Annotated in this window: 14 protein-coding genes; 6 read left to right on the plus strand and 8 right to left on the minus strand. The window is 44.4% G+C overall.

All coding sequences use genetic code 11. The annotated features are described in order from the left end of the window. Nucleotides 1-201: 201 nt before the first annotated feature. Entirely contained in the window at nt 202-1,344 is a 1,143-nt protein-coding gene (locus MY9_RS20280) for a TetR/AcrR family transcriptional regulator (RefSeq protein ID WP_014666037.1), read from the minus strand. A gap of 142 nt (nt 1,345-1,486) precedes the next feature. Here MY9_RS20280 and MY9_RS20285 point away from each other — a divergent pair, with 142 nt between their 5' ends. Further along, on the plus strand, nt 1,487-2,824 hold the full coding sequence (locus tag MY9_RS20285; protein WP_014666038.1) for an aldehyde dehydrogenase family protein: 1,338 nt from the start codon (nt 1,487-1,489) through the stop codon (nt 2,822-2,824). Between the two features lie 205 nt (nt 2,825-3,029). After that, nucleotides 3,030-3,497, plus strand: coding sequence for an RDD family protein (locus MY9_RS20290; protein ID WP_014666039.1), 468 nt, complete (start codon nt 3,030-3,032; stop codon nt 3,495-3,497). A gap of 43 nt (nt 3,498-3,540) precedes the next feature. Here the strand turns inward: MY9_RS20290 and MY9_RS20295 are convergent, their stop codons facing one another. Both MY9_RS20295 and MY9_RS20300 read right to left on the minus strand, forming a co-directional pair. Next, nucleotides 3,541-4,773, minus strand: a complete 1,233-nt coding sequence (locus MY9_RS20295; RefSeq protein ID WP_041521461.1) for an outer membrane protein assembly factor BamB family protein — start codon at nt 4,771-4,773, stop codon at nt 3,541-3,543. 100 nt (nt 4,774-4,873) lie between these two features. After that, nucleotides 4,874-5,299 carry a DUF5391 family protein gene (locus tag MY9_RS20300; protein ID WP_014666041.1) on the minus strand — a complete coding sequence of 142 codons (426 nt, stop codon included), beginning with the start codon at nt 5,297-5,299 and terminating at the stop codon, nt 4,874-4,876. A gap of 254 nt (nt 5,300-5,553) precedes the next feature. On the opposite strand from MY9_RS20300, the gene MY9_RS20305 reads away from it, so the two are divergent. After that, a complete protein-coding gene (locus MY9_RS20305; RefSeq protein WP_014666042.1) occupies nt 5,554-6,009 on the plus strand; it encodes an RDD family protein in 456 nt (151 codons plus the stop codon). Between the two features lie 28 nt (nt 6,010-6,037). Here MY9_RS20305 and MY9_RS20310 read toward each other — a convergent pair whose 3' ends face one another. From MY9_RS20310 to yxaF, 3 genes are all read right to left on the minus strand, one after another. Further along, nucleotides 6,038-7,246, minus strand: coding sequence for a DUF418 domain-containing protein (locus MY9_RS20310; protein ID WP_014666043.1), 1,209 nt, complete (start codon nt 7,244-7,246; stop codon nt 6,038-6,040). A 107-nt stretch (nt 7,247-7,353) separates the two neighbouring features. Continuing rightward, a complete protein-coding gene (locus MY9_RS20315) occupies nt 7,354-8,367 on the minus strand; it encodes a quercetin 2,3-dioxygenase (RefSeq protein ID WP_014666044.1) in 1,014 nt (337 codons plus the stop codon). A gap of 91 nt (nt 8,368-8,458) precedes the next feature. Next, the gene (gene yxaF / locus MY9_RS20320) at nt 8,459-9,034 is read right to left on the minus strand and encodes a transcriptional regulator YxaF (protein ID WP_014666045.1); all 576 of its coding nucleotides are present in this window, start codon (nt 9,032-9,034) and stop codon (nt 8,459-8,461) included. A 129-nt stretch (nt 9,035-9,163) separates the two neighbouring features. On the opposite strand from yxaF, the gene MY9_RS20325 reads away from it, so the two are divergent. Next, on the plus strand, nt 9,164-10,234 hold the full coding sequence (locus MY9_RS20325; RefSeq protein WP_014666046.1) for an SDR family oxidoreductase: 1,071 nt from the start codon (nt 9,164-9,166) through the stop codon (nt 10,232-10,234). 55 nt (nt 10,235-10,289) lie between these two features. Here the strand turns inward: MY9_RS20325 and MY9_RS20330 are convergent, their stop codons facing one another. Continuing rightward, nucleotides 10,290-10,721: a MarR family winged helix-turn-helix transcriptional regulator gene (locus MY9_RS20330; RefSeq protein WP_014666047.1), complete on the minus strand. Its 432-nt coding sequence runs from the start codon at nt 10,719-10,721 to the stop codon at nt 10,290-10,292. A gap of 227 nt (nt 10,722-10,948) precedes the next feature. On the opposite strand from MY9_RS20330, the gene MY9_RS20335 reads away from it, so the two are divergent. Together MY9_RS20335 and MY9_RS20340 are read left to right on the plus strand one after the other, a co-directional pair. After that, on the plus strand, nt 10,949-11,350 hold the full coding sequence (locus MY9_RS20335; protein ID WP_041521462.1) for a CidA/LrgA family holin-like protein: 402 nt from the start codon (nt 10,949-10,951) through the stop codon (nt 11,348-11,350). Then, nucleotides 11,323-12,015, plus strand: a complete 693-nt coding sequence (locus MY9_RS20340; protein WP_014666049.1) for an LrgB family protein — start codon at nt 11,323-11,325, stop codon at nt 12,013-12,015. The genes MY9_RS20335 and MY9_RS20340 overlap by 28 nt, the downstream gene beginning before the upstream one ends. A 96-nt stretch (nt 12,016-12,111) precedes the next feature. Here MY9_RS20340 and MY9_RS20345 read toward each other — a convergent pair whose 3' ends face one another. Beyond that, a complete protein-coding gene (locus MY9_RS20345; RefSeq protein ID WP_014666050.1) occupies nt 12,112-12,630 on the minus strand; it encodes a DUF1433 domain-containing protein in 519 nt (172 codons plus the stop codon). Between the last annotated feature and the right edge of the window lie 51 nt (nt 12,631-12,681).

Below are 12,681 nucleotides of genomic sequence, written 5' to 3' on the forward strand. Positions count from 1 at the left end.
CTGGAAATCTTGGTCGGTGAACATTGCTCTGATTCTTTTGGCCCTTCTATTTTTAAATCTCACCTTGAAAGAACAAGTGACAAAACGACACAAAAGCCCGGACTGAGTATCCGGGCAAATGGATATCCGTTAGAAACGTTACCTCTCTAAGACTTCCTTTTCAAAACCTACTGAAGTTACTCCGCAGGCTGATTTTCTCGTTTATAGCAAAACAACCTTATACTTCTTCACATCCAAAAACTGCAAAAACTCCCTCGCCAGCACTTCAGGCGGATGCGCCTTCCCTTCATCCAGCCGATACAAAATCAGCCCGATAATCATTGCGGATACATAATGGGCATAAAGCTTTTTCTCCGCGTGAATATCAATTTGCTGATGGAGATAAAACGATTTTAGCGCTTTGAACATATTAGGTATCACATGAGGAACACTCCATTCCCGATTAAGAAAATGGACAATGGGCATGTTTGATAAATCAGAAAGCAGGTTGGCGAGCGCCTTCTCTGCCTCCTTTAAGGAAAACGTATTCGGGCTGGAGGCAATCGTCAGGTGATCAATGATCTCCGCACATGATCGCTGTATCATGGTTTGGAGCAATTCCTCTTTATTGGCATAGTGATCATAAAAAGTTGCGCGCCGGATATTGCTTTTACGCGTAATATCCGAAATCGTGATGCCCGCGTAGTCTTGTTTCTCCGCCAATACGTCCAAAAATGCCTGCTGGAGCGCCTCTCTCGTTCGAACCACCCGCCTGTCGATTTGCTTGTCCTTCTCTCGCTCTTCTGGCACAGCTTGTCCAAACAGCCAATAAAATCTCTTTTGAGAAACAAGCTCCCATACCTTTTGGCTGATAGCTTCCGGAGTCGCGGCCGCATCCTCATTCAGCCAATACAGGATAATTGCGTACGTATACAAAGCCCGGTAATGTCCGTAAATGTCCCGTTCGATCGGCGTCAAATTCACATGGATCGGAGCCAGCAGCACATCATGCTGAAACACATCCTTAAAAAAACGATGGAAATGCCCTCTATTCATCATCACTGAAAAAAAGGATCGATGCTCGTGAACAAAGGACAGCGTCGGATGCACCGTTTGCCGTTTTTTGTTCAAATGGAGGGTATCCATATGACTGAAGGCCTCAAAAAGCGCTTTGCCCAGCCCTTCCTTCATGTCTTCGATCAAATCCTCAATGATTGAAAACTTATCCTCATAATAAAGGTAGAGCGATCCGCGGCTCACTTTGGCTCTTTCAGCTATTTCTTTCATTGTGATATGTTGAATATCTCTTTCTTCCAATAAAGCCAGCAGCGCTTGTTTCACTTGAGCTTCGGCAGATTCCGACACAAAAGACACCTCCAATCATTAGACAGATGTTCGATATATGTACGGTAACGTATAGATGGTTCACCGTTGTCTTTCTTATAAAAAAGGTACCACCTTATAATAGGTCCGAGAAAAGAAGAAAGCAAATGAGGGGGATCTTACAATGGAACAGCAAGTAAAGGACGACATTCAGCGTGTCTTTCAGCTTCAGAAAAAACAGCAAAGAGCCTTGCGTGCTTCAACAGCAGAACAGCGCAGAGAAAAGCTTCAGCGCTTTTTAAATTCCGTCATCGCTCATGAAGAAGAAATCATTGATGCGATCCGCAAAGACGTCCGCAAACCGTATCACGAGGTCAAAAAAGCGGAAATCGAAGGAACAAAAAAAGCGATCAGAGATAATATGAACAACCTGGAACAATGGATGGCGCCTAAGGAAGTCGGTTCATCGTTAAGCCCTGACGCAAACGGGATTCTTATGTACGAGCCAAAAGGCGCAACACTCATCCTCGGCCCGTGGAACTATCCGTTTATGCTGACGATGGCGCCGCTTGCTGCTTCTCTCGCAGCCGGAAACAGCGCGATTGTAAAGCTGTCCGATTTTACGATGAACACAAGCAACATTGCCGCTAAAGTGATAAGAGACGCTTTTGATGAAAAAGAAGTCGCGATTTTTGAAGGAGAGGTTGAGGTGGCAACCGAGCTTCTTGATCAGCCGTTCGACCATATTTTCTTCACTGGAAGCACAAATGTCGGGAAAATTGTCATGACAGCGGCTGCCAAACACTTGGCATCTGTCACACTTGAGCTTGGCGGCAAGAGCCCGACGATCATTGACAGTGAATACGATCTGATGGACGCAGCAAAAAAGATCGCCGTCGGGAAATTCGTAAACGCCGGCCAAACCTGCATCGCACCTGATTACCTGTTCATTAAAAAAGACGTTCAGGACAGGTTCGCGGGGATTTTACAAACAGTCGTCAACGCTGGATTTATGGAGGATGATCATACCCCAGACCGCAGCAAATTTACGCAGATCGTCAATGACCGCAACTTCAACCGCGTCAAAGATCTGTTCGACGATGCCATCGAAAAAGGGGCGGAAGTGGTGTTCGGCGGCGTATTCGATGCCAGCGACCGCACGATCTCACCAACCGTTTTGAAAAACGTCACGTCTGACATGAAAATCATGCAGGAGGAAATCTTCGCACCGATCCTGCCAATGATGAACTATGAAGACATCGACGAGGTCATCGATTACGTAAATGACCGCGATAAACCGCTTGCACTTTATGTGTTCAGCAAAAACCAAGACCTGATTGACAACGTCCTTCAGCACACGACATCAGGAAATGCCGCCATCAATGATGTTGTCGTTCACTTCAGCGACGTCAACTTGCCGTTCGGCGGCGTCAACACAAGCGGAATCGGCTCCTATCATGGGGTATACGGATTCAAAGAGTTTTCTCATGAGAAGGGTGTATTGATTCAAGCCGCTAAATAATTGTAGTGAAGAGAATCTGCATTAACTTGCAGGTTCTCTTTTTATCATTCTATTAACCTAAAGACAAAAAGGTAAAATAAAGAAATGTATAGTGATAAAATACCATTTTCACTACGAGACCAAATTCCTCTAGTATATCTCATTGAAACCACACAGCCTCTAACGTATAATATCCCAGAAAACCTCAAAGGAGAGAATATTATACATGGAAAAGCCAGCTGGATTTTGGATTCGGGCAGTTGCCTCTATTATTGATGATTTAATTATCTATTTTTTTGCTTTTATTATGATCCAAATTAACACCTTCATTGTCCTGCCTCTCATTGATGCAGGAAGCTCCTATATGACAGAAGATCAATATAAATTTTATATCCTGATATTCGGTACGATCCCTGTTATCGCCATCATATATATCTTCGGCATTCTTTATTATAGCTTGCTGACTTCTTCAAAAATGCAAGCAACACTAGGCAAAAAACTTATGGGTATCATCGTTGTCAATCAGTATGGCGAGCGAATTTCATTTTGGCACAGCTTTGGCCGTTCTTTCGCTTACATACCATCAGGAATTTTGTATATCGGTTACATTATGGCGGCTTTCCCCTCTAAACTGGCATTACACGATTATATTTGCGGGACAAAGGTGATCTATAAAAATAAACATCTTGATTGATACCAAAAACAGGCTGCCGAGATCACCTCGCCAGCCTGTTCTGCTATTTCCCAAAAGCCATCAGCTTCGTATAGCTTCCAATATAAAGTGTTCCGTCCTCAGCAAGCTGCGGAGATGACACGACGTTGCTGTCGGTTTGATAGCTCCATAATTCATTGCCGTTTGCGTCCGCCGCATAAACCTTCATATCATCTGACCCGAAATAAACCGTTCCTTTCGCGTCAATCAGCGGCGCCGTTCTGACAGGGCCGTCTGTGTAGAATGACCAGTTCATATCCCCGTTTTTGCTGATGGAAAACAGCTCGCCGCTTCCTGAGCCGATATAGATGTTGCCGTTATGGTCGATCGCAGGCGATGAACTTGAGAACCCGTTGAGCGGGAATGTCCATTTTAAGCTGCCTGTTGACGAATACGCATACAGCTGTCCGTCTTGGTTGCCCGCATAAACGGTGCCATCCTTATCAATCACCGGATATCCTTTAAACGCATTTGACGTCGTTCTGGACCATTTCACCTGTCCGGTTCCAGAATTGATCGCATAAAACACGTTATTGTATGTACCGACATACACGGTGCCGTTTTTGGCAAGCACCGGCACAGAGCTGACGACACCATTTGTTTTCAACTTCCAGCGCTCTGTCCAAGTTGATTTGGACGTCGGTTTGATCGCGTGAACATAATTATCAAGTGTTGAGAAGTACAACGTGCCGTCTGAACCGATCACCGTTTCAGAGCTTGGCCCGCCGCTTAACGGAACCGTTGTTAAAATCTCACCCGTTTCCTTGTCGATAAAATAAATCTTTTTATCATAAGATGCCAGATAGATAACGCCGTTGGTTCCGAGTACAGGGGATTGTGTGAACGTTTTTCCCAAATTGCCTGTCACCCATTTGACTGAGCCGTCCGGATTAAAGGCTTTCATTTCCCCGTCTCTGGAATGAAGATATACTGTGCCGTCTCCGTCAATCACAGCCCCCGCCCCATTCTGCGGAGTCGTTCTGATGTCGTTTTGCCATTTCAGCGTCCCGTCTGTATTTCCGGCGAACCGGCTTTCGCGTGACCAGTTAAACATGGCAGGCGCCATCGCTTGTACATCATATCTTCCTGTCAAAAAGCCGGATGCTTCATTATTTTGAGAAAACACCGTTTCCGCCGCATAAGCAGCTGCCGGCTGAAGCACTTTGGCAACGGGCACATCAGAAACAGCGCCGGCAGAAACAGCAGCCGCCACCGCAGCTCCCGCTATCAGAGTTTTCATTCGAAATGACTTAACCATCATTGAGACCCCCATTATATGTATTTTCTAATATGTGACCATCATAACATATTCATCCATTTTATCATTCTACTTCACAAAACCATCACAAACTAGAAAACTATGTAAGAGTATGCGCAGACGTTTTTTCAGCACCCGAACGAAATGCAGCCACAAACCAAATAACATTGACAGCAGCCGCAGCGAGACTAACCCCGACTACAAAAATCACCTCAGAAAGCAGGTGGTCACTAAAGAAACTAAACATCAAGCTAAAACCGGCCGAAGACAAATGGATCAGCAGCCCAAAGCCGCAAAGCACCGCCATGACATATCTCATCGCATCTACTCCGAGCATATAAATGAGAAAAGGAATGAAATACAAGACAAGGATCATCCCGACAGATGACCACATGCCAACTGAATTAAACTGATTGGACGCCGCTCCCGTTCCGGCCAGCGGCGAAAGTGAAGCCGCCACGATCACAGCGCAAAAAAGAAACGCAGAAATGGCTGTAATGATTGCCACGCTGTTTTTTCTAGACATCAAACTCCTCCTCAGATAGAAATATTAACCTTTTCATTATAAGGGAGCTGAGTAGAAAATTCATTATTTATTAATAAATTCCAGAATGCACAGGCAAATGCTACGCTTCTTTCTAGTATATTTATATAGTAGAAAACAAAGGATAAAAGACTCGTTTTTCTGTAATATCAGGATTTTATCACCCTATCATATTGCATGCACTTGTTTTTCAAAGTATACTATTCCAGATTAATTCAGAGGAGAGAGAAAAATACATGGAAAAACCAGCAGGATTTTGGATTCGTTTTTTAGCTTATTTTATTGACGGCATTATTGTATCTGTTCCTAGTTATATTATTCTATTTATTATCAATTCTGTGTTTGTAGCTGGGGCGGTGGCAGCAAACCCTTACATGACCCAAGAGGAGTATATGGTGACATACATGACGATTGCATTTTTGCCTACTATGCTGATCATGATCGTCATCAGTGTGTTATATTACGGACTGTTCACAGCATCTAAAATGCAGGGCACACTCGGCAAAAAAATTCTTGGCCTGAAGGTGGTCAATGAACAAGGTGAACGGGTTTCTATCGGCCAGGCAATTGGCCGTTACTTTGCCTATATCTTATCTGGAATCATCTTTTATATTGGATTTATCATGATCGCCTTTGGTGAGAAAAAAGGCCTGCATGACATCATTTGCAAAACACGTGTCGTGTATAAATAATACAAAAAAGTCTAGCGCCAATAGGCGTCTAGACTTTTGTTTTCTTTACAATAGGCTGCCACGACAGATACGTAGCGCTTCTCCACAGCCACTCAAACGGCCCCATCCGAAAGACACGAAGCCACAGGTGGCTGAAGACCATTTGAACGGCACAAACAGCAATCGTAATGAGCACACCGGCAGCAGGGTACACTTTTCCATATAGCCCCAAACCATAATGATAGAAAATCCAAGTACATACAATAGACTGCATCAGATAATTGGTAAATGCCATCCTCCCGACAGCGGAGAATGATTGCAGCACTGTTCTCACGCTTGTTTTACGATAAAGATAGACAACCGTTATGACATAGAAAAACATGAGAAACGGCGCGCCAATCAGCAGAAATAGTTCCTTTTCCATTACACTGTACAGCACTTGGGCACCGATGCCGATGATAAACCCGGCCATCCATAATCTTTTTAATCCTTTCCGATGCTTTTCCGGTTCGTGCAAATACCGTGACTTTGCCGCCGCAGCTCCCAGCAAAAACATGCTGAAATAAGGAATGGATGCAAAGAAGAAGTTAAGCGGATTATACGTAAGCATGCCGTTTGTAGACATATATACAAGACGATCGTGGATCCTCTGTTCTGCAATGTCCCTCAGACTGCCGCTTCCATAAACATACATCGCTTGCTTTGCCTGCTGCGTTACCGCTTGTACCCATTCCTGTCCGTATGATTGATCAAAACTTGTCAACATGAACGGCAGGGAAAACAAAAGATATAAAGTGACCGCCCATATCAGCAGTGTTTTCGGCTTTGCTTTTCGAAACAAGAGCAGGACAAAACCGAGCAGGGCATATTCTGTTAAAATATCCCCGTCCCATATCAAAAAGGCATGAATCGTTCCAAACAAGAGAAGCGCTGCTAACCTTCTCGCATATAACGGAACAAACCGCCTCCCTTTGTTTACGGCTCTCTCCATCATGACAACCATGCCAAATCCAAATAAAAAGGAAAACAATAAAATACATTTTGTTTGGATGAAGAATTTCAGTATGGCGGCGGCAGCAAAATCGGCTTCAGACCACTTATCTGTGAAAAAATTCTCTTTTCCAAGCATAGACAAATACATATCCGGATAACTGAAATGTGCCAGATTGACAAATAAGATGCCGAAAATTGCCATTCCTCTCAGCACATCAAGCACACCGATCCGCTCATTTGCCAAAGTCGGCTGTAATGAAGACATAGCCATCACGCTCCTTTTTTCTGTACCTTTAGAGTATGAAAAAAAGGAGCACGGAACCATCGATTTAGGTGTCAGGCAGTCATGAAAACCTTACAATCCTGTCATCTTTATGGTTTCATTATCTTTAAATCCAACGCTTCAATATTCTGCATAACGCGATCAAAGCGCAAAGCCTGAGGCTCACTTGGGAAAATGTGGCCTTCATAAGGGTCGCCTAACATCCGGAAAAACGGTTCAAATAATCCTGGAACCAAGACACCCACCATCTTTGTATAATGAGAATCCAGTCGATAGGAGTGAACGGTATTTGCAGGGACATGCAGGAAATCTCCCGGGTTCAGCTGAATTTCCTGGCCATCTGCCCACATCGTCATCTGCCCTTTAAGGCAATAAAATGTTTCTGTATGATGTTCATGGTAGTGATCAACGATTCGGTCGCCTTTAGGGCCGTCCGATACTACGACGATAAACTGGCCGTCTGTATTTTTTTGGGCAGCCACAATACGGTGAAGCTGATCTCCCGTCAATAATCGATCTCCTTCTCCAGATTCAAGAACGTATGGAACGGCTCCATCTGGCAGCTCTGTAAGTTCCGCTAATGTTGCCGAACATGCAGGCTTTTCTTCATCCAGAAATACAATGTCCGCTACAGCGGCAGCTTCTGCAAATCGCTCGTTTGTGACTTCTTCGCTTGCGAACGGCGGATGTTCAGCGTGATTATACGGATTCCCAATCACGGAATACATGTGGGCTGCGTTTCCTTTCATCGTGTAAGACACCAGTCTTGTTCTGTGGCTCTGCATCCGGTAGCTGTGCGGTATCCCCGCCGGAATGTTGGCATAATCACCTGATATCAGTAAATAGTGTTCTCCATCAAGCGTCAGCTCAAGCTTCCCGTCCAAAACGAGAATTCCTTCATGCGTATTCTTGTGGACATGAAGCGGAAAGGCATCTCCTTTTCCCCCGGAAAGCAGCACGATCTCAAACAGGTCGCCCGTGCTCCTTCCATTCGCCATCACCGTGGCAACCTGTCTGCCGAACAGATAACGCTCGCCTTCCCCGCTCCGGAGCAAATACGGCATTTTTTCTTTAGGCAATGAATGTTTCCATAATGTTTTCATAAATCGTTTCCTCCAATTTAGACCAGTCTATATACTATAACTTTCTGACTAGACCGTTCTATATAATTGTAGGAGAAAGGATAACAAAATGCTACCCTTTTTTTCTCACCAGCACTGGTATTTGTTCGGCAATGAGAAGAAGGGGCGTTTTGTCTTTATTCGTTAACGAAAGCATGATACCGCCCTCAATCATCGAATTAATCAGCATTCCAAGCTGATTTGCCTCTTCTTCTGCAAACCCGTTTTCCATTAATTTTCTGGCAAAAACCGCTTCCCAGCTTTGAAACACCTTCATGCAAACCGTCCGCAGCGGTTCACTGATTAACGCTGTCTCACTCGCCAGCAAACCGACTGGAATACCTGTAATGCTTTCTGTGTTGTCGAATTGGCTGGCTGTTTTTTTGATAAAAAACTGAATCGCTTCTATTGGATCAGAGCACTCCTCCATGCTTTGCTGTATCAGATGTTCAATCAATTTCCCTGTATATGTAACCGCTTCAATTGCTAATTCTTCTTTGCCATTCGGAAAAAAATGATAGAGCGATCCCTTAGGAGCACCGCTTTCTTTCACAATCTGGTTCAAACCTGTCGCGTGATATCCTTGCAGCTGGAACAGACGTGACGCCGTGTGAAGGATTTTTTCACGTGAATCTCCTCTGCTAGTCATTAAAACATTCCCTCCTAGGTATGGTAGAGCGACTTATATAATATAAAAAAGAACCCTGTGATTGTCAAAAGGGGTAAGACCCTCCCGGATGGGGTAAATGTTAAAAAACAGCCTCTAGGAGGGATCTCAATGGCAAACGATTATTCAGTCACGAATACAGAACAGATTGAACAACAGAACCCCGGCTTGAAAACGAAGATCAAACTGAAAAAACTCAAGGATCAAGTGATTGTCATTACCGGCGCTTCAAGCGGTATCGGACTTGTCACGGCGAGAATGGCAGCTGAAAAAGGCGCAAAGGTCGTGGCAGCAGCGCGAAATGAAGATGCGTTGAAGGAGCTCACTGATGAACTTAAGGATAAAGGACACGACGCCATATGGGTGAAGGCGGATGTCGGAAAAGAAGAGGACGTCAACCGCATCGCCGAAACCGCAATCAGCACATTTGGCCGCTTTGACACATGGGTTAACAATGCGGCCGTCTCGACTTTCGGACATGCCATGGATGTCACCGTTGAAGACATGAAGCGGCTGTTTGACACAAATTTCTGGGGGCCCGTTTACGGAACAAGAGCTGCTGTCAAACACTACACCGGCAGAGGCGTGCCGGGCGCACTTATTAATGTAGGAAGCCTGTTCGGAGACAGGGGAACGGTCATTCAATCCACGTATGCGTCAGCCAAATTCGCGCTTCACGGCTGGACGGAAAGCATCCGAATGGAACTCGAAAAGGAACAGGCGCCCGTCTCGGTAACGCTCATCCACCCGGGCAGAATCGACACACCCTATAACGAGCACGCCCACAGCTACCTTGACAAACAGCCGGCTCATTACCGCTCCATGATCTATCCGCCGGAAGCAGTCGCCGAAGCCATCCTGTTTGCCGCCGAACACCCTAAGCGCGACATGTATATCGGGTCACAGGCAAAAGCCATCGCCATGCTGGGCGCGCTTTTCCCTCGTCTGACCGACAGACTGATGGAAAAAATCATGTATCACAGCCAGCATGCCGAAAGACCGTCCAACCCGCGAGAAGAAAGCGCGCTTTATGAAGCGGGCTACGGCATGCATGACAGGGGCACAAATAAAGGATGGATGCGGTCAAGGAGCTATTACACGAAGGCTGCGAAGCGCCCGATTGTATCGGCGGCTGTTGTTGCCGGACTAGTGGCTTGGGCTGCCGCCAAACGGTGCAAATAATCTCTGCCCATAAGAAAAACCCATGCTGTTCCATCGAACCATGGGTTTTTAGCTGTTAATCAATAAAAGCCTTGTTCATACGCTGCAGCAGCTCGCCGAATATCTCTTTTTCCTGTGTTGACCATTCTTGCAGCATCTGTTCATAACGTTCAAGGCGCTTTTGCTGATCGGCTTTTAAAATTTGTTTACCGAGTTTTGTAATGGTAAACAGGCTGACTCTCCCATCAGATGGATCTGAAAAGCGATGGATAAGCTCCTTTGCCTCTAATGCAGCTGCTTGTCTCGAAAGAGTAGAAATATCAAGCTTGAACGATTCTGCCAATTCCTTTACACGAGCAGGGCCAAACTCATCCAATTGTCTCAGCAATAAGTACGAAGATCTCTCTAACTTCCCTGTTCTTTTCTCTGATTGATCCAGATAAACGGCTCTCCTGATAAAAGTCGTCAGCTCATATTCAATTAATTCAACTGGATTTTGTTTTCGCAATCGCTCTCGCTCCCCATTCCAATCTCCGTCATTGACAACATCATATATACTTGTATAATACAAATGTATATTAACTGAATGAATACAAGTCGTTATATGACCAAATCAATTATTATACTTGTATAGTACAATCATATAAATAGAAAGTAAAGCGATTCCTCAGAACCATCCTAGAAGCAAGTCACCAGAAAGGAGGAAGCTGTTCTCATTGGAGAGCAGCACTTGATGTGAAAGTCATACGAGTTATCTTGCAAGTGTTGATATTATATGTATTTTTTATGATCGGGGAAGCCCTTCAGCACCTGTTTCATTTACCTGTGTCAGGAAGCATCGTCGGATTGGTATTGCTGCTGATCTGCCTGGGCCTCCGTATTGTCCCCGTCTCCATCATTGAAGACGGAGCAGGGTTTTTATTGTCCTTTCTTCCATTATTGTTCATTCCGGCCATGACAGGAGTGATGAACTATCCGTCACTTATTTCATTCAATGGTCTGATGCTGCTGATTACAGTCGTACTCAGCACCATCGTCACCATCATTGCGGCTGGATTCGCCAGCCAGCTATTAGAGAAAAAAGCAAAAAAACGTGAGGAGAAAGAGAAATGCAGCAAGCATGTATCGCAATCATGATAATTCTTTTAACAGTGGCCGCTTATGTAGTGATGGCCAAACTTTATAAGCGATTCCCGCTTCCATTTCTGATCCCTGTTCTGACAACGACCATATTGATTGTAGCGGTTTTGATCATGTTCCATGTTTCGTATGAAGGCTATATGATCGGGGGGAAATGGATCAATTCTTTGCTTGGGCCGGCTGTTGTGGCGCTGGCCTATCCGCTTTATAAACAATGGCATATCATTGTCAAACATTACATTCCCATTCTAGGCGGCGTCCTGGTCGGATTATGCATGGGAATGATCAGCGGGCTGGTCTTCGCAGAAGCATTCGGGATTGATCATGATCTTTTATTATCCATACTGCCAAAGTCGATCACAACCCCTGTCGCTATTCAAATCGCCGCTGGTCTAGGAGGCGTCCCTTCCATGACAGTCGTATTTGTCATGATAGCGGGTTTTTCAGGCGTCATCCTCGGGCCGCTTTTCCTAAAATGGCTTCGCATACGCAGCTCCCTTGGACAAGGCATTGCACTAGGAAGCGCCTCCCATGCGCTAGGCACCTCCAAAGCATTGGAATATGGGGAACTGGCCGTATCCATGAGTTCCGTCTCCATGACGCTTTGTGCGGTGCTCGGCTCATTCTTCGGCCCAATCGTCGTCTGGCTGTTTCATATTTAACAAGAAAGACTGCCCCGGCGGAGGGCAGTCTTTCTTCATCTATTTTACATTGTTATTAGAGATAGCATCATAAAAGTAAGCTGGCATTTTTCCTGTTTATTTTAGTTCTCCGATATCTCTTAAATACTGTTCACGCTCTTTTTTATCGGGGTATGCGGTTTTGATATATTCTTCTTTTTCTTTCTTGGTGTATTCGCTCCAATCTGTAAAACGATTACCTACATCCTCAGGGTAACTCATTCCGTCCACTTTATTGGAATCATAAATTAAATCTGCTGAGAAGTAAAACTTATCTGGCTTGTCATTTATATATCCATTTACTATTATTCTTCCCATTGGGTTTATTTCAATTTTATCCTCGAAAGTAATTGTTTTAATAAAATTGTGTATATCTTCTTTTTTAAGATGTTCTTTAATTTGTGGTTTCATCTTTTCTGCATATTCTTCTGCTTTTTCTTTATCGCTTTTTTCATCTTTTTTCACTTCCTGTTTACCTCCAGTCTCTTCTGTTGTCTGATCTGATATATTCATTTTTTTTACTATCCCATAAGAAATACCCAATACAATAACCAATACGATAGAACTTATTATAAGTATTTTTTTTACAAACGACATGGTATTTCATCCTTTTTTAATTTATTATACAATATATACAAGTTTTTGGAG

This window comes from Bacillus sp. JS (assembly GCF_000259365.1).
Classification (GTDB): domain Bacteria; phylum Bacillota; class Bacilli; order Bacillales; family Bacillaceae; genus Bacillus; species Bacillus stercoris.